The organism is Pseudoteredinibacter isoporae, assembly GCF_040372805.1.
Taxonomy (GTDB): Bacteria; Pseudomonadota; Gammaproteobacteria; order Pseudomonadales; family Cellvibrionaceae; genus Pseudoteredinibacter; species Pseudoteredinibacter isoporae_A.
Map to the genome: position 1 here is coordinate 21,433 of NZ_BAABWJ010000007.1, position 23,407 is coordinate 44,839.

Below are 23,407 nucleotides of genomic sequence, written 5' to 3' on the forward strand. Positions count from 1 at the left end.
CTTACTCGTATGTGGCTTTATGTGTACACTCGACTACTTCTGTTTGTGAGATAGACCACTGAAAATCGCTTGGGACGCTAGGCATGACTGATCAGCCCACCAAAACAAAACAACAATTACTGGCCGAACTGGAATCCATCATGTCCATGCTGGACGATGATGCGGTAATCCCGACACTGGATACCGTCGTCGAGCCTGAAGCCAAGCCATCCGAGACACTTACCCAAACTGAAGAAAGTGCTGAGGCGATCGTGGCAGAAGCCGAGCCTGCCCAGGAAGCCGAATTAACGACAGAACCTGAAATTGCGACGACACCAGAGTCCGAACCACAGCCGAACGACGACAGCGATTTCGGTGCTGGTTTTGATCCCGAGCTGCGCCAGGCCATGGATGTCGAAATCGCGATTCCCGATGTGCCCGTGCCAAACAGCCAGACACTTTTTGGCAACCGCAATGATTCAAACAACGACAGTCAAAACGACCACAATTCAAACGATGCATCACCTAACGATGAGCTGGATTTGATCGACAAGGTCTCTCAAAAATTTGGCATTGATACCTCTGCACTGGTTAAAGAACGCTCCGCAGAATTGGCATCTGCACCCGCAAGCCAGCCGCAAACCGACGCAGCGGCATCTCCTCCTCAAGCAGACGTGTCTCCTCAACAAGAACAAGACGAGCCCGGTGAATCGCTTGATCAACACGCCTCGCTGTCAAACTCTCAGCAGAATCCGTTTCCCGCACCGAATCGAAAACCGCATTTATTTAATGGCGAATCCCAGGCAGAAGCCCCCCTGCCCGGCCAACAACATCTATTCGACAGTGAGCCTGCAAAACCGACTAGCCGTGCTGAATTAGCAAGCACCACGGTGGAAAAAGCCGAAGAGGAACGCACTGAGATAAGTCATGTTGAAGCAAACCATCTTGAAGCAAACCATGCAGAGATGAAAACCCCGGAGGCGCTTAGTGAGCCCGCAGCTGCTGTCGGCGCCGCTGAGCCTGTGGATTCCTCAGACCTGAACGCCGAAGCTAGGGCTGAGCCGGCACCCAGCAAACCCGAAAACCCGTTTAAACACAGCGGTGAGTCAAGTTCGACCTATCCGCCTGCCAGCTTGTTAAATTCCTTCCGTCGCAATCCCCTTGAGGAAGAAACAGCGGAGCCGGTGGACACTCTGGAGGACACCAAGGAGCCCCTTCAGGAAACCATTGCATATGAGTCGAGCCCAGCATTCGACACCGAAGCCGAACCTGACACAGAAGCTGAAATCGAACTGAACTCTATACCGGAAACGAAAACGGCAGCGGAAACGGCAGCGGAAACGGAAACGGAAACAAAAGTAGAGACCAAAGACTGGCAAACTCTGGAACCAGAGCGCCCACAATGGACCGCCCCTTCTCTGGCCATCTCAAACAAGCCATCCGATACCCAGAACGAATCGCCTGTTCCGGAGCTGCTCATTAAGGAAACAGCGGTCAGTGAACCCTATGCGCCAGAAAGCCCTCAAGAAGGCCTCCAAGATGAGCTGGACGCTCCGGCCCTTGAGCCCGAGAATCTGACGGATACAGCACCTGCCGCCACAGAAGACCCAACGGCTCAGGTGGATCCTGAGGCCATTGTTGATGACATTCTGGAAGCGTATCTGCCTAAGCTGGAAGCTGAGCTACGCAAGCGCCTGCTGGCTTCTCTCAACTCAGATCTGGACTTCTAAGGCCCCATTTCAGGTCGCAACCTATTCGACTTGCCGCCGCCCCATGACGCGGGGATATGGGGGCAGCGAATATTTATCCACCCGAGGGCAATAATTACGCCCACAGCCTTAAATCTCCCCCGACAGCCCTGTATAATGGGCGGTTTGCTAAGCCGCCCTGGGCATGAAACCCTCGGGCTCAATTTCACGCAGTCGGATTTAGATCGTAGTCATGAGCGATAACACCCCATCGAACGAGTTGGATAAAACCTACAACCCACAGGCCATCGAGCAGTCCTGGTATAAAACCTGGGAAGAAAGCGGCTATTTTGCCCCGAAAAGCGAAGTCGATGATGGCAGTGACAGCTATTGCATCATGATTCCGCCTCCGAATGTCACCGGCAGCCTGCATATGGGCCACGGCTTTCAGGAAAGCATCATGGATGCCCTGATTCGCTATCAGCGCATGAAAGGCAAAAACACACTCTGGCAAGTGGGCACCGACCATGCGGGTATCGCCACTCAGATGGTGGTTGAACGCCTGCTGGATGCCGAGGGCACTAACCGCCATGAGCTGGGCCGCGAGAAATTCACCGAACGCGTATGGGACTGGAAAGAAGAGTCTGGCGGCACCATCACCCAGCAGCTGCGCCGATTGGGTGCCAGCCCGGACTGGGGCACCGAACGCTTCACCATGGACCCTGGTTTCTACAAAGCCGTGCAGGAAGTCTTTATCAAGCTCTACAAAGACGGTTTGATTTACCGTGGCAAGCGCCTGGTAAACTGGGACCCGAAACTGCATACCGCCATTTCTGACCTGGAAGTCATCAGTGAAGAAGAAAACGGTTTCTTGTGGCACTTTGATTACCCACTGGCCGATGGCTCAGGTCATTTGACTGTCGCCACAACGCGCCCTGAAACCATGCTGGGCGATACCGCCGTTGCCGTTCACCCGGAAGACGAGCGCTACAAAAAGTTAGTTGGCAAGATGATCAAGTTGCCGCTGACCGATCGCGAGATTCCAATTATTGCTGACGATTATGTCGATAAAGATTTCGGCACCGGTTGTGTGAAGATTACCCCGGCGCATGACTTTAACGACTACGAGATGGGTCAACGTCACAACTTGCCGATGATCAACATTCTGGATGACGATGCTAATCTGAACAGCACGGTGCCGGAAAAATATCGCGGCATGGAGCGTTTCGCTGCGCGCAAACAAATTGTCGCGGACTTTGAGGCCTTGGGCCTGCTAAACAAAATTGACGATCACAAATTAAAAGTTCCTCGCGGTGACCGTACCGGTGTGGTGATCGAGCCTTACCTGACCAATCAGTGGTACGTAAAAACCCAACCATTGGCCGACAAAGCCATCAAGTCAGTCGAAGACGGCGATATTAAATTCGTACCTCAACAGTATGAAAACATGTACTTCTCCTGGATGCGTGACATTCAGGACTGGTGTATTTCACGTCAGCTTTGGTGGGGTCATCGTATCCCGGCTTGGTACGACGATGCTGGCAACGTTTATGTGGGTCGCACCGAAGAAGAGGTTCGCGCAGAAAATAATATTGCCGACAACATCCAACTGAAACAGGACGATGATGTTCTGGATACCTGGTTCTCCTCCGGCTTGTGGACATTCGGCACACTGGGTTGGCCAGAAGAAACCGAGCGTTTAAAAATCTTTAACCCGACCGATGTACTGGTCACCGGCTTTGACATTATTTTCTTCTGGGTTGCACGCATGATCATGCTGACCCTGCATTTCCGTGATGAAATTCCCTTTCACACTGTGTACGTTCACGGTCTGGTGCGCGATGGCCAAGGGCAGAAAATGTCCAAATCCAAGGGGAATGTTCTGGACCCGATCGATTTGATTGACGGTATCGATCTGGAAGCGCTGGTGAAAAAACGCACCACGGGCATGATGAACCCGAAAGCGGCCAGTAAGATCGAAAAGCAAACCCGCAAGGAGTTCCCGGACGGCTTAGCCGCTTACGGTACCGACGCCCTGCGTTACACCTATTATTCATTGGCCTCTACCGGCCGCGACATCAAGTTTGATGTGGGCCGCATCGAAGGCTTCCGTAACTTCTGCAACAAAATCTGGAACGCCTCTCGCTATGTGCTGATGAACACCGAAGGGCATGACCTGAGTGGTGACGTTGAGCTGTCTTTGGCGGACCGCTGGATCATTGCCAAGCTGCAACAAACTGAAAAAGCCGTACAGGAAGGCATCGAATCCTACCGCTTCGACCTGGCCTCTCAAGCACTGTACGACTTTATTTGGAATGAATACTGCGACTGGTATCTGGAGCTTTCCAAGCCTGTTCTGTGGAACGAAGAAGCCAGTGCCGAACTGCAACGCGGCACCCGCCGCACGCTGGTGCGCGTATTGGAGACCACCTTGCGTCTGGCACACCCTTTGATGCCGTTTATCACCGAAGAAATCTGGCAGCGTATTAAAGGCATTGCCGGTGTGGAAGGTGACACGATTATGCTGGCCGAGTATCCGCTTGCTGACGACAGCAAAATCGATGAGCAGGCTCTGGCCGATATCGAGTGGGTTAAAGGTGTGGTAGTAGGCATTCGAAACATTCGCGGTGAAATGAACATCTCCCCCGCGAAAAACCTGCCACTGTATTTCGCCAATGGCAGCAACGAAGATCAGCGCCGCCTGGAAGACAACCGTCAGTTCCTGCTGAAGCTGGCCAGCCTGGAAAGCATCACTTGGTTAAACCCCGGTGATGAGGCACCTATGTCGGCTACCGCGTTGGTGGGTGATATGGACATTCTGGTTCCAATGGCTGGTCTGATTGATAAGGACGCCGAAACTGCTCGACTCAATAAAGAAATCGACAAACTCGAAAAAGAAGTGGCTCGCACTCAGGGCAAACTGAACAACGAAAAATTTGTCGGCAAGGCCCCTGCAGATGTTGTCCAGAAAGAAAAAGACAAACTGGCCGACTATGAAGCCGCTCTGACAAAATTGAAGGAGCAGGTGCAAAAAATCGCCGAATTATAAATGGCCTTTTCTCTTCTCCTCATCTAAGGCGAGCCTAGCTCGCCTTTTTTATGCCTTTTCCCCGCGAAAAGGCAAAGGGAGATACCATCGGCCAAACGCCCTTGACCCGTCTATAAGTGCAGGCTTGAGACTTAAGACTCGATCACATGAGGATGACCTATGCTGACTATTTCAAAGCTTGCCAAACAAGCCGGCATTGCCCGTTCGAGCCTGTTGTATTACGAACGCATTGGGCTGTTGCAGCCGACTCAACGCAGTGACAATGGTTACCGCTGGTACGGCCCCAAGGAAGTGGCGCGCCTGGAAAAGATAATGGCGTATCGCTCCTACGGTATTGCGATGGACAAAATAAGTGACCTTCTGGATCGAAACTCAAAGGCTCAGGCAAATATTCTGAAAGAGCACTTTCAGCATTTGGAGCTTGAGATTAAACAACTGAGGCAACAGCAAAAGGCCATCATAGAGCTGTTAAATCTGGACCAGAAAGTGGAGAACAACATGGTGAACAAAGAACGTTGGGTTGCGATTATGCGTGGTGCCGGTCTGAGCGATGAGGACATGACGCGCTGGCATCAAACCTTTGAACAAATGGAACCCGAGGAACATCAAAAGTTTCTGGAATCTCTGGGCATTGAGCAGGATGAAATCGCTCAAATCAGGCAACTGTAACGAAAAAGCCGGAGCAGTTTCTGCTTCGGTTTTCACTCCCTCCAGCTCATCAGCGAGCTTTTTTGCTTAATTCCACATCGGCCCGACTGCGAAGTTTGGGCTTATCTCTTAGCGCCGCGAAGGGATCTTCTGAAGCGTTATAGCTCTCATCTCCGGGCTTGGGCGCTGGGGGAATGTCAGGTTCGTCTTTCGCTGTTTGGGCTTTGGACTTCTTCGGGGGAACCTCTACCGTCGGCCGTTCTTTCGGTTTGGCGACGCTGCGAAATGCCCTCAGGTGAAACAGAGTGAACGCGCTTAAGGCAAGCGTTCCCAGCCCCCATTTAATAAAAAAAGACACCGCTAAAAACTGACGTTCGCCAGTCGCTTCCGCATAGCTGATGTACTCACCATGAAAAAAACTGACCACAAACCAAAACAGGAGCAGCGCAAGCACACTGATGATACTGCTTTTATAACGTCGCCAGACTGTTGCGACAATCGCCAAACGAACAAACTGCTTAATCACAACCACCACCCGAGTCCAAGGGAGGCGATAACAAATAGCAGACCTTTTTCCTTGATCTGGTTTTTGATCTTGTCTTCTTCTTCACGAACCACGATCTCCAGAGTTTCCAGAGGCAGGTTTTCGGGCTGCTGGCCGGCAATTAGAATTCGGGTACGGGCACGCTCAATCGCTTTATTACGGATATTACCGCGCAACTTTGTTTTCACATTTCGAAAAGGCCGCGTCAGTTTATCGCCCAGTTTCTGTGTGAAACTGGGGCTGTCAACTTCTGCTTCCAGAATGGCTTCCAGCTCTTCATCCTCTTTGCTGGCGGGTAGATTCATCGCAGCATCGAACAATTGCTTGTCTCGCTCAAAACTGACCGACATCGCTTCCGCTTCCAGCACCTCACCTTTAGGTTCGCTGGCCTTATCTTTCTCACGTTTCTTGAACAAATCCAATCTTCCTGTCATTTAGCGGCGGTATTTTTCGCCAATACGGTTCATCGTATTGCGCTCTACGCCCCAAGCCCCAGCCATTGTCCCATATAGTAAATGGCCAGCAGCAATAAAAACACGCCCATTATGCGCTTAAACCAAACATCGCTGATGCGGTCCAGCAAGCGTAAACCAATGGCGCTGCCAATGATCGTCGCGACGCAGCAAATCACAATCGGCCACAGCAAACCCGGAATCAAGACATCCTGGCGCCACATTTCTTCCACTCGCACCAGGCTTCCGACGAGCAGAAGCAGTTGCAGGCTGGCCACCTTTTCCAGACGCTCCAAACCTTGGGACTGCACATACACCACTAGTGGTGGCCCACCGGTATTATAGGCACCGGCAAACAGCCCTGACACGATGCCCATTGGAATACCGACTAAGGTATTGGATGGACGCTTATCCGCCTGTGCCGGATAAAACTGCTGCTGCAATGCCCACAAAATCAGCAAACCCAAAAACAGATTGAACCAGTCGCTGCTGATTTTTTGCAAAAACAGGACGCCAAAAGGCGTCGCAATCACAACCGAGATTAAAATGGGTCTCAATCGCTGCCAGTTTATATGACGGTGCAAATTCAGCAAAAGTTTGCCATTGAGCACCACCGACACAAAGGCCGACACCATACTGGCCATTTTCACATCCACCAGCAGCCCAGCCAGCGCCAAAAACACGATTCCGAAGCCAAAGCCCACAGTGCTCTGCACTACACCCGCCATAAGGGCTACGGTCGCCAACCAGACAATGGCCTCAATCGCCATGGATACTCCTCAATTCTTGCTCATATCGACCAAAATATCGACACTTTTACACTTTTTCTGCCAGCGGCAGCTTGCCTATAGTATCAAGCCTGGTGGGATTACCTAAGCGTATCCCAACTAAGAAAAACAACAGCTGAATGCTCTGGTACGGGAAACCGGAGCCTTGAACACCATAGACCGCATTGAGGTAAACACCATGATCAGCGTAAAGCCTTTAGCCGCTGCCCTTGGCGCCGAGATCTCCGGTATCGATCTGACGCAAACACTGAGTGAGAACACTCTAAAGACACTCGATGAGCTGCTGGTAAAACATCAGGTCATATTCTTTCGGGATCAGGACATTGAACCTGCGCAACACAAAGCGCTCGCCGAGGCATTTGGTCCTCTGCAAAGCCATCCGGCCTACGACACCGTGCCGGATTTTCCGGAAATCACCATTCTCGAGAGCACACCGGAAAAACCCACCAAGATTGAGGAATGGCATACGGACATGACCTTTCGCCAGACACCGCCACTGGGCAGCATTTTGCGTTCACGCATTGTGCCAAGCTGTGGTGGCGACACGCTGTGGGCGAGTTTGGGGGCGGCCTATGATGGCCTCTCGGATAAGATGCAGAGCTTTCTCTCAGGTTTGAGCGCCGTACACGACTTTGCCCACGGTTTTCGTCACAGCCTCGCCGAAGACGGCGGGCGTGAACGCCTTGCCAAAGCGCTGGCAGAGAATCCACCGGTAGAGCATCCGGTCATTCGCAGCCACCCGGTCAGTGGGCGTAAAATGATTTATGTGAACAGTTTGTTCACCACCCACATTGTCGGCATGACGGATTCGGAAAGCCAAGCCCTACTTATGTTTTTGTACCAACACTGTGTGCAAGACGAATACACCTGCCGCTTTCGCTGGGAAGAAAACTCCATCGCATTTTGGGACAATCGAAGCACTCTCCACAAACCCATCAATGATTACTTCCCGGCGCATCGCCGTATGGAAAGAATCACCATTGACGGCGACCGACCGTCACCTTAGGGCGTTCTGAAAAAGCAAAGCAGAAACGAAGAAGGGCGAGGTTTTCACCTCGCCCTTCTTGAAACATCTGCCTCAGAATCAGGCACGAAAAAATTGCAGCATCCACTTCGTGACACGATTGAAACTGACATCATCGCGCAGTGAAGCCAAGGCCTTTTCAACATTATCATCACCAAAAACTTCTCGGCGCAGCGTTAACAGCGCTTCAGAATAGTCCTTGGTAAATTCCGGATGGGCCTGAAAGCTGAGGATATGATCGTCCACTTTGACCATCGCATTGGGACAAAAGCCGCTGCTGGCCAATACTTCCGCACCAGGAATGTTTTCGACAACCTGGTCTTGATGAGACACCAACATGGAAAAGTCCTCACCGGCCTGACCATAGTCACCCGCCGCATCACTCAGTTGATAGTGATGAACACCCAAGCCCCAGCCCTGTCCAGCTTTGACGGTTTTGCCGCCTAGGGCCTGGGCCAACAACTGGTGACCAAAGCACACGCCGAGCATTTTTTTCTTGGCTGCATGGGCTTTGCGTAAAAACGCCTCGGTATCGGCAATCCATTGCAGGGGTTCATAAACCGAGGTTTTACTGCCTGTGATCAAATAGGCATCCACCTCATCTACGGACTCCGGCAATTCACCTCGCTGAACGTCGTAGGTTTTAAAGGTAAGATCACCGTCCAACTCACCCAGCAGGCGGGCAAACATCTCGGGGTATTCACCGAATTCGTCCACCAGTTGCGGACGAACGTCGTCGGTTTTCAAAATACCAATTGTTAGCGTTTTATCAGACATAGTTTTACCATCAATTCATCAAATTTGGCCTAGCCCAGGCGCAAATGAAATGACTTCGCCTGAGTAAGCTGGGCGTAGCCTAATGATGATAGGCTAACACCGCGTCCTGTTTGTTTTACACCGGTCCAGGCAAGTGCCGGGTCCAGATAATCGCAACGGTTCATAAACACCGTTCCGGTTTGTATTTGTTGCCCGATTGTTTGGGCCGCCTCTTTGTCCTGAGTCCAGATCGAGGCACTGAGGCCATAGGCGCTGTCGTTCATCAATTCGATGGCCTGCGCATCACCACTCACTGGCATGATGCCCACCACCGGGCCAAAACTTTCCTCGCTCATGACCGACATACGATGATTCACGTCCGTCAGCACTTGCGGTGCCAGATAGGCTCCTTCGCCATCATCGAGGGGGTATTGGCTGGGGTCGATCCAGGTCCTTGCCCCCTGCTCAACCGCCTTGGCAACCTGTTCCCTCACCCAATTCGCTGCAGCAGGTCGAACTAAGGGCCCCAGCGTCGTTTCAGGCTCAATGGGATTACCCAGCTTGAGTTGCCCTACCTCAGCAACAAAACGCTCACAGAAGCGCTCATAATGCGTTTCAGCGACGTAGATCCGCTCAATGCCACAGCAGGATTGCCCCGAATTAAAAAAAGCCCCATCGGCCAGGGCCACCGCGGCCTCCTCAACCTGCTCACTGTGCAAGTCAGCTCGCACATAGGCCGGGTCTTTGCCTCCAAGCTCCAGGCCAAGCCCCAAAAATTGGCCGGCAGCGGAGCGTTCAAATTCGGCACCGGCCTGCACAGACCCGGTAAAGCTGGCGAAATCGACCTGACCTTCGCTCAACAAACGACTGCTTTGCTCGTGACGCAAATGCAGGCATTGCAGCAGGTCCTTCGGTAAGCCCGCCTGGGCACAGGCCCGTTGAAAATGCTCTCCTGCCAAGGGCGTCTGGGCTGACGGTTTTAATAAGACCGCATTTCCCGCCGCCAAGGCCGGAATCACCGAGTTTACCGTGGTCAGTAAAGGATAGTTCCAAGGGGCTACGGTAAGCACTAACCCAACTGGGGTAAGTTCGATGTAATGATCCAAACTTGAACCGAGTCCCTCGGTAGATGTCGGTCGAATATTGGCCAGGGCTGTAGGAGCGATAGACAGCATATGGCGACCGCGTTCCAGCAGACCGTTGATCTCGCCTTCTGCGTAGCGACTTGGGCGCCCCATTTGCCAGGTGATCTGCTCAGCGATCAGTTTGCGATGCTCATCAAAATAATTCAGCACCTCCGCCAGCTGCGTCAGGCGTTGCTCCAAGGGCGTGCTTTGCCAACGTCCCTGGGCCACTCGCGCATGGTCGATGGCGAAATTCAGTTCTTCATCACTGCAATAGCGGCGTTGCACATATTGCTTCCCATCGATGGGGGAATAACATCGCAATTGATCTGGCATAACTCATCCTTCCGTAATACTGCCCAAAGGCTCGAATACGGCCTGTTTATAAGGCCGATGAATGTTTTGCTATACGACTTATTGTTTAGCCAAGCGAATTGGCTTCGGATATAGTAGCAACAAAATACCAATAAAAAATGACAGCATATGGCAACTTCCCCCCTGAATTCGACCCGTTCAAAAATTCTGCTCGCCCTGGTATTCGCGTTGGCGGTTTGGTGGTACGTAAGTAAACCGGATCATTCTCTGCGATTGATCAGTGCGCAAAGCATTATCACCATGGACAGCAAGCAACCTCGGGTGGAAGCCGTTGCTATTGAGAATGGCAAAATCATTGCCCTGGGTTCCCTGGAGAATCTTCAACAGCGTTGGCCCAGCGCACCGCATACACGTTTTGAGAATCAAACGCTGACACCGGGTTTTATTGAAAACCACTTGCACCCGGCCATGGCTGCATTGCTCCTGCCTTTCCATTGGATTACTCCCTTCGAATGGCATCTGCCCGGCAAGGAAGTGCCTGCAACTCAAGGCCGGGAACAATATCAACAACGCTTACAGGAAGCCGCCCAGGCATCCCCTGATGGCGAGTGGTTTATCAGTTGGGGATACCATCATTATTTTCACGGTGAAATGTCTCGCCAGCTTTTGGATGAACTGGTTCCCGATCGCCCGGCGTTGGTGTGGCATCGATCCTTCCATGAGGTGTGGGTAAATTCCAAAGCGATGGAATTGGTCACCTTTAGCGAAGAAGATTTGAAAGACCAACATCAAGTAAACATCGAAGAAGGGCATTTTTACGAGTCCGGGTTGATGCTCGGCTTAAACAAATTTCGCGATTACATCATCAAAACGGGTCGCTTTATGGGTGGCCTGGAACAAGTAGTCGATGTCGTACATGCCGGGGGCATTACCACCATTGCCGATATGGCCAACGGTATGTTCGATCTCGATATGGAATGGTGGGCATTCAAATGGGTGCTGGATGATCAGGACGTGGGGTTTCGCACCCGTCTGATTCCCATGGCTGATCGCGTGGGTGAGCAACCCGGCTCGCCCGCTGCATTGGCCGAAAGCAACGCCCTCCTGGACAAAGGCAACCGCAAACTGAAGTTTGTTAAACAGATTAAATTGCTGGCCGATGGCGCTTTTTATTCTCAATTGATGCAAATGCGCGATCCAGGTTACCTCGATGGGCATCATGGGGAATGGATCACTGAACCGGACAAATTAGAAGCGTTGGCCAGCGCCTATTGGAACGCGGATTACCAACTGCATATTCACAGCAACGGCGATTTGGGCACCGAAGTGGTGTTGGACATGATTGAACGTTTGAACCACAAATACCCGCGTATCGATCATCGTACAACCCTGCACCACTTAGGCTATATTGGCCCAGATCAAGCTGAGCGTATTGCCGAGCTAGGTGTGATTGTTTCCGCCAACCCTTACTATTTGCACACCCTCGGCGAAACCTATTCTGAAATGGGTCTCGGCCCCGAGCGTGCGCATTATATTTTCCGCGCCCGCGACCTTCTCGATGCAGGCGTCAAAGTCTCGTTGCATTCTGATTTCAGTATGGCCCCCGCACAACCACTCAGGCTCGCCTGGGTGGCAGTGAATCGTGAGGGTGCGGCCGGTTTGCAAATGGCCAATGAACAGGCCATGACCGTTCATGAAGCCATGAAGGCAATCACTATTGATGCCGCTCACGCGATTCAAATGGAATCGGAAATTGGCAGTATTGAAGTTGGAAAATCGGCAGACTTCACTGTGCTCGAACAAGACCCATATCGTATCGAGCCCGCTAAACTCAAAGATATTCCTATTTGGGGAACCATCTTTGAAGGGCAATTATTTCCCCTGTCAAAATAAGGTGTGCCTTTGGGCTCGGTCTCTGCGCTGAGCCCAAGGCATCAAAACAGCTCGATCTGTTCCAGTTTCGCTTTGATCGGGGCGTAGGAACGACGATGAATCGGGCAGACACCCAAACGCTCAACCGCCTCCATATGCACTTTGGTTGGGTAACCCTTGTGGCCAGCAAAGCCGTAACCCGGATAATCTTTATCAAACGCTTCCATTTCTCGATCGCGTGTCACTTTCGCCAGAATAGAAGCGGCACCAATACAAGCAACACGCCCATCCCCTTTCACCACCGCTTCCGCGGGATAATGCCATTTGGGAATTTTATTGCCGTCCACCAGGACATGTTCGGGCTGAATGGCCAAAGCCTCGACCGCCCTTTTCATCGCCAGCAAGCTCGCTTGTAGAATATTAATTTGATCGATCTCGGCAACGCTTGCACGGGCAATTGCCCAGCTCAGTGCCTTTTCCTGAATTTCATCAAACAGGGCATTGCGCTTTTTTTCGCTCAGCTTTTTGGAATCGTTTAATCCTTCGATCGGATTGTCCGGGTCCAGAATCACGGCTGCTGTGACAACATCTCCCGCCAAAGGGCCGCGCCCAACCTCATCGACACCAGCGAGCAAATGGCCTTGATATTCACTGACAAAGGGACCGAGGTCTATACTCATGGGATTGCGTTCTCTGGGGCTGATGTTAAAAGTCTAAAAACAGATTGTGATCTATTTGCGTTGGGCCAACATTTTTTCAATCGCCTCGGCGGCAAGCAGACCGGCGTCCTGGCGAAGCTGATGATGGATATCGTAAAAGCGCTGCAATAAACGCTCTTTGTCTTCGCCGTCTCGTGTTTTTTCTATCAAGGCTCGGGCCAGGTTATCGGCGGTGCAGTCTTCCTGCAAAATCTCCGGCACCAGCGCCTCTCCCGCCAACAGATTCGGCAGGGAAATAAATGGCGTATTGATCAGTCGTCTGGTCAACCAGGCACTGAACCAATCTTTTTTATAAGCGACCACCATGGGCTTTTTCAGCAGTAAAGCCTCCAAGCTGGTTGTGCCCGATGCCATTAACACGGCGTCTGAGGCACACATCAACTGTTTGGAATTGCCCAGGCTGATATCAATCAACAAATCGTCCCCGTCTTTCTGCGTTTGTCGAAACTCCGCCAACAGTGTTTGGATTTGTTCGAGTCGGGCCTCGTTCGCCGCAGGCAACAAAAATCGTGTCGCTCGTGTTTTTGCGTATTGCGCGGCGGCTTCAAAAAACACTGGGGCCAGATGCTTTACCTCAGCACTGCGGCTCCCGGGCAATAAGGCGACAATGTGTTCTTCCTCGGACAATCCAAGTTCACTACGCGCCTTGCCCATTTCCGGGTCCATCGGAAAATCATCCGCCAGCGGATGCCCGACAAATTGCACCGGGATCTCATGCTCATGGTAGATCTGGGTTTCAAACGGCAAGATGGTCAGCATCAGATCCACAGATCGTTTGATGCCATGAATACGCCCTTGTCGCCAGGCCCACACCGAAGGACTGACATAATGCACTGTGGGAATGCCTGCTTCTTTCAGCGTCCGTTCAATCGGCAGATTGAAATCGGGGGAATCAATGCCAATAAACACATCAGGTGGGTTCGCCAAATAATGTTGGCGCAGAAATTTTCGAATTCGCAATAATTCCGGCAATCGTTTCAGGGGTTCGATAAACCCCATAACGGCCAGGCGATCCTGCGGAAAAAAGGATTCAAAACCCAAGGCCAACATTCGCTCTCCACCGATACCGGAAAAACTGGCGTCGGGGTAACGTTGCTTTAATGCGCGCATGAGATCAGCACCAAGAATATCCCCCGACATTTCCCCTACGACGATGGCAATATGCATGGGCGCTTAGCGAATGATACCGCGGGTGGATTTTTGTAAGGATTCGATCAGTGCTTCAATTTTATCGCAGCCCTGCTTCAAGGCATTGAGTTCTTCCATGGCTTCATCCACGGTCAGACCTCGGCGATACACCAACTTATAGGCTTTGTTTACCGCAGCAATATCTTCTTTTCCAAAACCTCGACGACGCAAACCTTCGGCATTGATACTGCGGGCACTGGCCGGGGCACCAGAGACCATGACATAAGCGGGAACGTCTTTGCCGATGGCCGACCCCATTCCAGTAAAACTGTGGGCTCCGATGCGACAAAACTGATGCACCAGAGTGTACCCTCCCAGAATTGCCCAATCGTCGACATGAACATGTCCGGCAAGGCTGGCGTTATTGATCAAAATGCAGTGATTCCCGACAACTGAATCATGGCCAATATGCGCATAAGCCATGATGAGGTTTTCATTGCCGATGTAAGTTTCGCCGCGATCCTGAACCGTGCCGCGGTGAATCGTTACACCTTCACGAATCACATTGTTATCACCGATCACCAGAGTGGTCGGTTCGCCCTGATATTTTAGATCTGGCGTATCCTCACCGATACTGGAAAACTGATAGATTCGGTTGTTACGACCAATTTTGGTGGGGCCTTTGATGATGACGTGGGAATGAACCACCGTCCCGGCGTCTATGCTCACACCAGGACCGATAATCGACCAGGGCCCAATTTCCACATCGTCCGCAATAACGGCGCTGGGATCAATGATGGCCCGGGGATCAATAAGGCTTGCTTCAGTCAAAAAACTCTCTCTCTAGTTGCTGCCCGTTATTTTACGGGTCTATCTGCGCACATTATAGAGGCAGAAGCAGCTAAAACGCCATCAACACTGGCTTTGCAGTCAAACTTCCAGATGCCGCGTTTCTCAGAAACAATTTTCGCTTCCAGCTGCAAACGGTCACCGGGTACGACCTGGCGCTTAAAACGCACCTTGTCAGCACCAGCAAACAGATAAATTGAACCGTCTGCAGGGGTTTTATCCAAGGTTTTGAAACCCAAAATGCCAGCAGCCTGGGCCATTGCCTCGACGATCATCACGCCAGGGAAAATCGGCATCTGCGGGAAGTGGCCGTTGAACACCTCTTCGTTAATGGTGATGTTCTTATAGGCCACAATATAATCACCCTCCACCAGCTCGGTAACCCGATCAACCAGTAAAAAAGGGTAGCGATGGGGTAGATACTTACGTATCTCTTGGATTTCCATCATGTAATCACTTCCTAGGTACTCAGCGTAAAAGCGGTGACAGCCATGTGCTGTCGGTTTTGCAAGCTCAGCTTATTGCCAAAGTATGACAGTTCGAGCGTTTATTTATCTTTGCCTAACTTCCTGACCGTAGTGGCCAGTCCATCGAGCTGAGAAAATCGTACCGCACTACGGCGCCATTTCTCCGTTGGCATCATCGGCGTTCCCGAGGAATAGGAACCGGCCTTGGTGATGGACTTGGTGACCATGGTCATGCCGGTAACATGAACCTTATCGGCCAATTCGATATGACCAACCAAACCAACGCCGCCTGCCAAGGTGCAGTGTTTACCGATAACAGCACTGCCGGAAATTCCGACACAGGCTGCAATCGCACTGTTCTCACCAATGCGAACATTATGCGCAATTTGCACCTGATTATCGATCTTTACGCCGTCGCAAATAACAGTATTGTCCAAAGCCCCACGATCAATCGTCGTAGATGCACCGATTTCGACATCGTTGCCGATCAGCACGCTGCCCAACTGATGAACTTTTAACCAGTTCTCTCCGGTGTGAGCGAAACCAAAACCTTCCGAGCCGATCACGGCGTTGTTATGGATCTCAACGCGATCACCGATACATACTGCCGCCTCAATGCTGACGTTGGAATGAATGCGGCAGTCTTTCCCAATGTGAACCTCTTCGCCAATAAACACACCCGCTTCCAAACGGGTATTGGCCGCAATTTCGGCGCCCGCTTGCACCACACAATTGGGCCCGACCCAGGCACTGTCATCAACCGATGCCGATGCATCCACTACCGCACTCGGGTGAACCCCAGTCTGCGCCTGGGAATCGCGCTTAAACAAACGGGTAAGAACCGCAAAGGCGATATAAGGCTGCGCACAAACCAGTTTCGGGCCGCTGAAGTGCTCGATTTCGTTAGGGTGAAGAATCACCGCTGAGGCTTGGGTCTCAGCAAGGTATTTACGATAATTGGGATTTGCGAGAAAACTCAGCTGACCGGATTGAGCCGTCTGCAATGTTGCCATTGAGGAAATTGCGACACCCTGATCGGCATCGTGCAGTTCAACACCTAAAGACTCTGGCAATACGGCCTGCAGCTGCTCAAGCAGCGCTTGTAAGGTGAAGGATTGATTGTTGGCCACAGGCTCCTCCCTTTCCACTTTTTGAAGTGGCTGCACTTTAACAAATCCAGCCGCTGTTTACGAAAAAAGCCGCATTCAGCCAGGGCTGATGCAGCTTTTTACGGAGCCCAGAGGGCAAGTGGGACTTATTTGCCCTTATTCAGACGATCAGTAATCTGTGCGGTGATGTCGTAACCGGTGTCGGCGTACTCAACCGATTGTGGCTTCAGAACCAGACCATAGCCACCAGACTTGATGATTTCTTTGGCCGCTTCACTTGCTTGCTTACCGTATTTGGCAAACAGCTTCTGGTAGATTTCACCCTGCTCTTTCTGCAGTTTCTGGGCAACCAGTTGCTGATCAGCACGCTTGTACTCAATATCTTTGTACTGCTTGGCTTTACGCTCATCGGACCACGTCAAACCTTTGGTTTGCATTTCTTCAACCAAAGCTTTCATTTCTGAATTCAGGGATTCAGCTTGAGCGGTCAGAGCTACGTACTCAGGCTTGGCACCCAGGGCTTTCAATTCTTTCTGAGCAGCTTCAGAGCGCAAGATGGCGGATTGCAGATCCATAACTGCAATTTTTCCCTGGGCCAGAGTCACGTTAGAAAATAATACGGCTGCGACAAAAGCCAAAGCAATCTTCATGTTTTTCACTATCTATCTCCAATGTTTAACCATAATGGCTAATTTTATGCAGCACGGCTGCTGTTGTTATTGACTGGCAAATGCGCAGCCGTGTGATTAAAACTGAGTACCCAGAGAGAACTGGAAGAATTCAGTTTCATCAAATTCATTTTCCCGAATAGGCTTGGCAATACTGAAGGTCAGAGGACCAAAGCCAGAAATCCAGGTAACACCGATACCCACCGATGAACTCAACTTGCTCAGATCCACATCAAAACAGTTCTGCTGAGTGGCGCCACAGTTCAGATCAAACACGTTACCCGCATCGATAAAGAACGCAGACTGCAAAGAGCGCTGGTCCTTAATGAACGGCAGCGGGAACAGAATCTCAGCACTACCTTCAATCAACACATTACCACCAAAGGGGTTGTTACGGGTGTTGTTGTTATTGTTCAGCTGAGTCGTTGTTAACGTACCGTCTGCATTAGCAACGTATACCAGGTTACTTACCTCATTGGTATTACGAATACCGTCGCCATTGGTATCGTTCCAAGTCGCGTACTGGGTCTGATAAACCTGAGCTGGGGTACTTTGTGGGCCCAGCGTATTACGCTTGAAACCACGTACCGAGCCAAAGCCACCCGCGTAGAAGTGCTGGAAGAACGGCAACTCAGTGGTATCGCCATAAGAATCGGCGTAACCCAAGCGGGTACGCAGACGAAGAGTCAGGCTACTGGTCAATGGCTGGAAGTACTGAGCGGTGTAGTTCAACTTGTAGTATTCCAACTCACCGCCAGGCAGTGAGAATTCCAGAGAGAAGCGTTGGGACACACCACGGTTCGCCAAACGACCACGGTTCAATGTGGACTTGGCCCAGTTCACCGACGCGGTAACCAGATTAAACTCATCACCATTCTCATCGATAAAGCCTTTTGGAGACTGCGCATCCAACAACGCAGTCGCATCCAACAATCGATCGGAGAAGTCGTATTCAACCAAAGGCGAGGTGTTCAGGATATCGGCAACCGCCGTGGCATCCTCATTATTCAGGTACTGGTCCTGAGCAGTGGAAATTCGACGCGGGCTACCGATGATTTCCTGCACCGCAAATGGGCCGGTATTGATCGAAATATTTTGATAACCGACGTTGAAACCAATGCGTTCAATCTCGGAAATGGGGTAACCGAAGTTAACACTGGCGCCGTAACTGTCCGTAGAGTAGCTGGACACGTTTACGCGGGAATAGTCACGAGACTGGTAGTAGACATTAAAACCACGGCTCACCCCGTCCGGCGTAAAGTACGGATCGGTGTAGTTGAAGCTGTAGGCGGTCTGGTAGCTACTGCGGCTGACGTTAAAGCCGACGCGCTTGCCGGTACCTAACCAGTTATCTTGCTGAACATTCGCACCCAGTACCAAACCCGAGCCCTGGGCATAACCCACGCTCGCGCCCACGCTACCGGAAGGCTGTTCTTCAACGGTGTATTCCACATCCACCAGATCCGCTGAACCGGGCACTTCTTTGGTTTCCACCTTCACTTCTTTAAAGAAGCCCAGACGTTCCAGTCGAACCTTGGATTGTTCAATTTTAATCGAGGAGGCAGACGCGCCTTCCATCTGGCGCATTTCACGACGCAGAACATTGTCTGCGGTTGTCGTGTTACCGCGGAAATCAATTCGATTCACATAAGCACGTTTACCTGGATCGATAAAGAACGTCACCTTAACCTTGCCGGTGCCTTCATCCACTTCAGGAATACCTTTGACTTCGGCAAAGGTGTAACCCTCGTTACCCAGACGCTTGGTCATGTATTCTTCGGTGGTGGTCATGAGCACCTGTGAGAACTTTTGCCCTTCGCGCATCAACAGCAACAGGCGCATTTCTTCTTCCGGCAAAATCGGGTCACCGGCCAGTTCTACATCACTTACTTCATAAACGTCGCCTTCATTGACGTTTACGGTAATAAATACCGCTTCTTTGTTCGGGCTCAGACTCACCTGAGTCGAGTCGATTTCAAACTTCAGGTAACCTCGGTCGAGGTAATAGCTCTCCAAACGCTCGATATCACCCGACAGCTTTTCTTTCGCGTAGCGGTCATCGCTGGTGATCCAGGAGAACCAGCCGGTGGTTTTCAATTCAAACAGTTCGATCAGCTCTTCATCGTCAAACGCGGTGTTGCCCACAATATTGATGTGTTTGATGGACGCCACATCGCCTTCATCAACATCAATCTGGAGTTTGACCTGATTGCGTGGCAGATCCACTACCGTGGCTTCAACATCGGCGCTGTAACGACCCTGGGCGACATACTGGCGACGCAGCTCCTGAGTCAAACCTTCCAGGGTGGCGCGCTTGAAAATCTGGCCTTCCGCCAGACCGTTGTCGTTCAGACCTTTCATCAGGTCTTCAGTCTTGATCGCTTTGTTACCTTCGATTGCAATTTCACTGATCGCTGGACGTTCTATCACCGTCACAACCAGAACATTACCATCACGGCCCATTTGAATGTCTTCAAAATAGCCGGTTTTAAACAGGGCTCGCGTGGCGCTTTGAATGGCCAGGCTATCGAGCTCTTCGCCAATCTGAACCGGTAAAGAAGCGAATACTGTACCTGCCGAGACACGCTGCAAGCCTTCCAGGCGAATATCATTTACCCGGAATGCCTGGGCATAAGCCAGAGCAGGTAATAAAGTCAAAATGAGGAAAAGGTCTCTGATACGCTTCATATTATGCTTAATCATTAATTAGTGTTGAGCCAAGCTCTTCTTATAAAAACCGGTCTACCCAGAGGCGGCCAGTGTCTGTTCTCGTCGATTGAGGCCTTAAAACAGCCTAACCACATCGTTATAAAGCGCCACGACCATAATGCCGAGCACCATCACCATACCGATCTGGTAACCCCACAATTGCACCCGATCTGGCAAAGGACTCCCCTTCACCAGCTCAATGACGTAGTAAAGCAGATGGCCGCCGTCCAGAACCGGAATCGGCAACAGGTTCATAACCCCCAGAAACACACTAAGCAAAGCCAACAGACTAATGTACTGCTGCCAGCCAGCCTTGGCCGAATCGCCCGCCACTTTAGCAATGGTGAGTGGCCCGCTCAAGTTTTTCGTGGATATTTGCCCGACAATCAACTTCTTCAAAGAGACAAGTACAAATTTGGATTGTTCCCAGGTTTTGTCCACAGCGACCACAAAGGACTGCACAAAGCCATACTGGCGCTTAATGATCATTTCTTTCGGCCAGGATGATTGTGAGGCGGCGACACCAACACGACCAATGGTGCTGCCATCTTCCAGAGTCACCAGTGCGGGTGTGATTTGAGCATCAAACAGCTCGCCTTCACGCTCATAACTGACGGTAAAAGTCTGGTTTGCACGCGCTTTTACGTAGTCGACCCAGGCGTCCCAATCGGCGATGTTTTCACCATCAGCCGCAATGAGCTTATCGCCCTTTTGTAGTCCTGCCTTGGCCGCCGGACTGTCGGCCTGCACCACACTCAAAACCAGCTTGATGGGCGGGTAATAAAGGCTTAAACCGAGGCCCTCAAGGGGATTAGGTTCCGCATCGCCACGCAACCAGTTATTGAGTTCCGCGACGGATTCGTAGCTCAAGTCTGACCCGGGATACTGCACGCGAAAGTGCATTTCGCCGCTTTCACCCAAGCGATTAAGAAGTTGCTGAATCAGGGCCTGGCGCGTCGGCGTGGGCTGACCATCGACGGCGACAATACGCTGCCCCGGCTCCAGGCCGGCCTCAGCCGCTACAGTCCCCGGCTCCACTTTACCGACCACCGCGCTGAGCTCGTTATAGCCTTGCAGCGTCAAAAACCAGTACAGCAATACGGCCAGAATAAAATTAGCCAACGGCCCCGCCACAACGACCGCAATTCGGCTCAGTACGGGCTTTTGGGTGAAGGCCAGATGTTTTTCATGCTCAGCGACCTCACCTTCACGCTCATCGAGCATCTTGACGTAACCGCCCAGTGGGAGCGCCGCGACAGCAAACTCCGTGCCTTCTCGATTTCGCCAACTGTAGAGGACCTTGCCAAAGCCGACAGAAAAACGGAGCACCTTGATGCCACAGCGACGGGCCACATAATAATGGCCAAACTCGTGTATGGTCACCAAAACCCCAAGGGCCAGGATAAACCAGAAGATGGTTTGTAAAAGACTCAAGCAACTCTCCTATCTATAACAGGCCGGCTCAGGCTGCGGCCCGTGGATGCCATAAGGCTAGGCAATACCTGCAATCAATTCATTGGCAACGCTACGGGCTTCAGCATCAATAGCCAAAACCGTGTCGATATCCGAAGCGTCGATATTATCGTGTCTGGCCAGCACATCGCCATTAATTCGCGCGATATCCGTAAAGGCTATGCGCTCCGCCAGGAAAGCCGCCACCGCCTCTTCATTGGCGGCATTCAGACAGTTCGCTGCACTGCCTCCGGCTTTGCTGGCCTCAATCGCCAGAGCCAAACAGGGAAAACGCTGCACGTCCGGCGCGGCGAAGCTCAGCTCGCCCAGGCGCGTAAAATCCAAACTCTCTACACCGGACTCTATGCGCTCTGGCCAGGCCATCGCATGGGCAATGGGTGTTTTCATGTCCGGCTGCCCTAACTGAGCCAGCACCGAACCATCGTTATACTGCACCATGGAGTGCACCACACTTTGCGGGTGCAACAACACCTCAATCTGTTCAGCCGAGGCAGAAAACAGCCAGCGCGCTTCGATGTATTCCAGCCCCTTGTTCATCATGGTGGCGGAATCGACAGAAATTTTTTGACCCATGGACCAGTTGGGGTGAGCACAGGCCTGGGCGACCGTCACCCGGGAAAGCGCGTCCAATGGCGTCTCACGAAATGGGCCACCGGAACCTGTCAGCAGAATTTTTCGGACACCAGCCTCACTCAGACTGCGCGCATCCGTTGGCAAACACTGGAAGATGGCATTGTGTTCGCTGTCGATGGGTAATAGCAAAGCGTTGTGGTCTTTCACAGCGTCCATAAACAAGTCGCCGGCCATCACCAGGCTTTCCTTGTTCGCCAGCAATACTTTGTTACCCGCTCTCACCGCCGCCAGGGTAGGCAGCAGCCCAGCCGCCCCCACAATAGCGGCCATAACTGTATCGGCATCGGCGGAAACGGCTTCCAGAGCCGCTGTGCCATCCAACACTTCAGTGGCAAGGTTTTCACCTGCCAAAGCCTCGCGCAAGCAATTCGCCGCCTCAGAATCCACCAACACCGCGTAGTCGGGTTTGTAACGCAATACTTGATCGCGCAGAGACTGCCAGCTGCGCTTGGCGCACAGGGCATAAATATGAAATCGATCGGGATGACGAGCTGCAACATCCAGGGTGCTCAAACCAATGGAGCCGGTAGAGCCCAGAATGGTCAATCGCTCTTGTTTAGACATTATAGAGACCAGTCACTCAAGCTCATCGCAAGAGCGAATACCGGTGCAGCCGCGGTGAGACTGTCTACGCGATCGAGAACGCCACCATGGCCCGGCAAAAGACGTGAGCTGTCTTTAATGCCGCGCTGGCGCTTCACCATACTTTCCAATAAATCACCGAGCACTGACGCCAGGCCTGCGGGAATAATAATCGCCAGGGTTGCCAACATGGATACGTCCGCCAGAACAGCGATGGCTATCGCCAACAACACACAGCTGAACATGCCCCCCCAGAACCCTTCCCAAGACTTGCCTGGGCTGACCGCGGGTGCCAGCTTATGTTTGCCCAGGGCTTTCCCCGAGAAAAAGGCGCCGATGTCCGCACACGCAACGATCAGAACCACGATAAGAATCAACCAGGCACCCGAACTCTGAGCACGCAAATACGAAAAAGCCAACCAGGTAGGAATTAACACGGCCATTCCCATAATGGCTTTAAACCAACGGCTGCCCCATAACATGGCACTGCCCGGATAGGATTGCACCCACAGCAACGCAATTGCCCACCATAGGCAGCCGGCCATCAGGATGGCCTTGGAAACATCGGCATTGGAACCGTCAAAGTTGTGAGTAACATAGGCCGAGAGGGCCAGAACCGACGCGATTAAGATGACGTAAGCCGTGCGCTGCCAGACTTTTGAGAGCCCGGAGAGATTGGCCCATTCCCAGGCGGCAATGAGAACAACCGTCGCGATGAATGCAGAAAACAGGGGCAACGGCAATTTAAATAGAGCCGCCAGGAACACTACAGCGAGAATAATAGCTGTGATGACACGTTGTTTAAGCACTTGGCCCCCAAATCGTTTTATC

The 23,407-nt window shown here is 51.8% G+C and carries 20 protein-coding genes; 5 read left to right on the forward strand and 15 right to left on the reverse strand.

What is annotated here, in order from left to right; genetic code table 11:
- Window positions 1–83: 83 nt before the first annotated feature.
- From ABWW03_RS13910 to ABWW03_RS13920, 3 genes are all read left to right on the forward strand, one after another.
- Window positions 84–1,709, forward strand: a complete 1,626-nt coding sequence (locus tag ABWW03_RS13910; RefSeq protein WP_353409095.1) for a hypothetical protein — start codon at window positions 84–86, stop codon at window positions 1,707–1,709.
- A 238-nt stretch (window positions 1,710–1,947) separates the two neighbouring features.
- Window positions 1,948–4,716: a valine--tRNA ligase gene (locus ABWW03_RS13915; RefSeq protein ID WP_353409486.1), complete on the forward strand. Its 2,769-nt coding sequence runs from the start codon at window positions 1,948–1,950 to the stop codon at window positions 4,714–4,716.
- A 159-nt stretch (window positions 4,717–4,875) separates the two neighbouring features.
- On the forward strand, window positions 4,876–5,385 hold the full coding sequence (locus tag ABWW03_RS13920) for a MerR family transcriptional regulator (RefSeq protein ID WP_353409097.1): 510 nt from the start codon (window positions 4,876–4,878) through the stop codon (window positions 5,383–5,385).
- A 49-nt stretch (window positions 5,386–5,434) separates the two neighbouring features.
- Here the strand turns inward: ABWW03_RS13920 and ABWW03_RS13925 are convergent, their stop codons facing one another.
- From ABWW03_RS13925 to ABWW03_RS13935, 3 genes are all read right to left on the reverse strand, one after another.
- Entirely contained in the window at window positions 5,435–5,890 is a 456-nt protein-coding gene (locus ABWW03_RS13925) for a hypothetical protein (RefSeq protein ID WP_353409099.1), read from the reverse strand.
- Entirely contained in the window at window positions 5,887–6,324 is a 438-nt protein-coding gene (locus ABWW03_RS13930; RefSeq protein ID WP_353409101.1) for a hypothetical protein, read from the reverse strand. The genes ABWW03_RS13925 and ABWW03_RS13930 overlap by 4 nt, the downstream gene beginning before the upstream one ends.
- Before the next feature lie 62 nt (window positions 6,325–6,386).
- Entirely contained in the window at window positions 6,387–7,130 is a 744-nt protein-coding gene (locus tag ABWW03_RS13935; protein ID WP_353409103.1) for a sulfite exporter TauE/SafE family protein, read from the reverse strand.
- Window positions 7,131–7,293: 163 nt separating this feature from the next.
- Here ABWW03_RS13935 and tauD point away from each other — a divergent pair, with 163 nt between their 5' ends.
- Window positions 7,294–8,154 (forward strand): taurine dioxygenase, encoded by an 861-nt coding sequence (tauD, locus tag ABWW03_RS13940; protein ID WP_353409105.1) that lies wholly within the window; start codon window positions 7,294–7,296, stop codon window positions 8,152–8,154.
- Between the two features lie 78 nt (window positions 8,155–8,232).
- Here tauD and ABWW03_RS13945 read toward each other — a convergent pair whose 3' ends face one another.
- Together ABWW03_RS13945 and ABWW03_RS13950 are read right to left on the reverse strand one after the other, a co-directional pair.
- On the reverse strand, window positions 8,233–8,949 hold the full coding sequence (locus ABWW03_RS13945) for a glutamine amidotransferase-related protein (protein ID WP_353409107.1): 717 nt from the start codon (window positions 8,947–8,949) through the stop codon (window positions 8,233–8,235).
- A gap of 29 nt (window positions 8,950–8,978) precedes the next feature.
- A complete protein-coding gene (locus ABWW03_RS13950; protein ID WP_353409109.1) occupies window positions 8,979–10,388 on the reverse strand; it encodes an aldehyde dehydrogenase family protein in 1,410 nt (469 codons plus the stop codon).
- Between the two features lie 147 nt (window positions 10,389–10,535).
- Between ABWW03_RS13950 and ABWW03_RS13955 the strand changes: the two genes are divergently transcribed.
- Window positions 10,536–12,260, forward strand: coding sequence for an amidohydrolase (locus ABWW03_RS13955; protein ID WP_353409111.1), 1,725 nt, complete (start codon window positions 10,536–10,538; stop codon window positions 12,258–12,260).
- A gap of 41 nt (window positions 12,261–12,301) precedes the next feature.
- On the opposite strand, the gene rnhB is transcribed toward ABWW03_RS13955, so the two are convergent.
- The 10 genes from rnhB to ABWW03_RS14005 form a co-directional block, all read right to left on the reverse strand.
- Entirely contained in the window at window positions 12,302–12,919 is a 618-nt protein-coding gene (rnhB, locus tag ABWW03_RS13960) for a ribonuclease HII (RefSeq protein ID WP_353409113.1), read from the reverse strand.
- Window positions 12,920–12,970: 51 nt separating this feature from the next.
- The gene (gene lpxB, locus ABWW03_RS13965) at window positions 12,971–14,125 is read right to left on the reverse strand and encodes a lipid-A-disaccharide synthase (protein WP_353409115.1); all 1,155 of its coding nucleotides are present in this window, start codon (window positions 14,123–14,125) and stop codon (window positions 12,971–12,973) included.
- A 6-nt stretch (window positions 14,126–14,131) separates the two neighbouring features.
- Entirely contained in the window at window positions 14,132–14,917 is a 786-nt protein-coding gene (gene lpxA, locus ABWW03_RS13970; RefSeq protein WP_353409117.1) for an acyl-ACP--UDP-N-acetylglucosamine O-acyltransferase, read from the reverse strand.
- Between the two features lie 26 nt (window positions 14,918–14,943).
- Window positions 14,944–15,384 (reverse strand): 3-hydroxyacyl-ACP dehydratase FabZ, encoded by a 441-nt coding sequence (fabZ, locus tag ABWW03_RS13975; protein WP_299772918.1) that lies wholly within the window; start codon window positions 15,382–15,384, stop codon window positions 14,944–14,946.
- A 98-nt stretch (window positions 15,385–15,482) separates the two neighbouring features.
- A complete protein-coding gene (lpxD, locus tag ABWW03_RS13980; protein ID WP_353409119.1) occupies window positions 15,483–16,532 on the reverse strand; it encodes a UDP-3-O-(3-hydroxymyristoyl)glucosamine N-acyltransferase in 1,050 nt (349 codons plus the stop codon).
- Window positions 16,533–16,657: 125 nt separating this feature from the next.
- A complete protein-coding gene (locus ABWW03_RS13985; protein WP_353409488.1) occupies window positions 16,658–17,161 on the reverse strand; it encodes an OmpH family outer membrane protein in 504 nt (167 codons plus the stop codon).
- 96 nt (window positions 17,162–17,257) lie between these two features.
- Window positions 17,258–19,867, reverse strand: a complete 2,610-nt coding sequence (gene bamA, locus ABWW03_RS13990; protein ID WP_353409121.1) for an outer membrane protein assembly factor BamA — start codon at window positions 19,865–19,867, stop codon at window positions 17,258–17,260.
- A gap of 96 nt (window positions 19,868–19,963) precedes the next feature.
- The gene (gene rseP, locus ABWW03_RS13995; protein ID WP_353409123.1) at window positions 19,964–21,322 is read right to left on the reverse strand and encodes an RIP metalloprotease RseP; all 1,359 of its coding nucleotides are present in this window, start codon (window positions 21,320–21,322) and stop codon (window positions 19,964–19,966) included.
- A 57-nt stretch (window positions 21,323–21,379) separates the two neighbouring features.
- Window positions 21,380–22,558, reverse strand: coding sequence for a 1-deoxy-D-xylulose-5-phosphate reductoisomerase (gene ispC / locus ABWW03_RS14000; protein ID WP_353409125.1), 1,179 nt, complete (start codon window positions 22,556–22,558; stop codon window positions 21,380–21,382).
- Window positions 22,558–23,385: a phosphatidate cytidylyltransferase gene (locus ABWW03_RS14005; RefSeq protein WP_353409127.1), complete on the reverse strand. Its 828-nt coding sequence runs from the start codon at window positions 23,383–23,385 to the stop codon at window positions 22,558–22,560. Before ABWW03_RS14005 ends, ispC begins: the two co-directional genes overlap by 1 nt.
- Window positions 23,386–23,407 lie beyond the last annotated feature (22 nt).

Bases quoted from the DNA above. Each gene is read 5' to 3' on its own strand.
- ABWW03_RS13910 (WP_353409095.1), top strand. From the start codon at position 84: ATGACTGATCAGCCCACCAAAACAAAACAACAATTACTGGCCGAACTG.
- ABWW03_RS13920 (WP_353409097.1), top strand. From the start codon at position 4,876: ATGCTGACTATTTCAAAGCTTGCCAAACAAGCCGGCATTGCCCGTTCG.
- ABWW03_RS13935 (WP_353409103.1), bottom strand. From the start codon at position 7,130: ATGGCGATTGAGGCCATTGTCTGGTTGGCGACCGTAGCCCTTATGGCG.
- ABWW03_RS13945 (WP_353409107.1), bottom strand. From the start codon at position 8,949: ATGTCTGATAAAACGCTAACAATTGGTATTTTGAAAACCGACGACGTT.
- ABWW03_RS13950 (WP_353409109.1), bottom strand. From the start codon at position 10,388: ATGCCAGATCAATTGCGATGTTATTCCCCCATCGATGGGAAGCAATAT.
- ABWW03_RS13955 (WP_353409111.1), top strand. From the start codon at position 10,536: ATGGCAACTTCCCCCCTGAATTCGACCCGTTCAAAAATTCTGCTCGCC.
- rnhB (WP_353409113.1), bottom strand. From the start codon at position 12,919: ATGAGTATAGACCTCGGTCCCTTTGTCAGTGAATATCAAGGCCATTTG.
- lpxB (WP_353409115.1), bottom strand. From the start codon at position 14,125: ATGCATATTGCCATCGTCGTAGGGGAAATGTCGGGGGATATTCTTGGT.
- fabZ (WP_299772918.1), bottom strand. From the start codon at position 15,384: ATGATGGAAATCCAAGAGATACGTAAGTATCTACCCCATCGCTACCCT.
- ABWW03_RS13985 (WP_353409488.1), bottom strand. From the start codon at position 17,161: ATGAAGATTGCTTTGGCTTTTGTCGCAGCCGTATTATTTTCTAACGTG.
- bamA (WP_353409121.1), bottom strand. From the start codon at position 19,867: ATGAAGCGTATCAGAGACCTTTTCCTCATTTTGACTTTATTACCTGCT.
- ispC (WP_353409125.1), bottom strand. From the start codon at position 22,558: ATGTCTAAACAAGAGCGATTGACCATTCTGGGCTCTACCGGCTCCATT.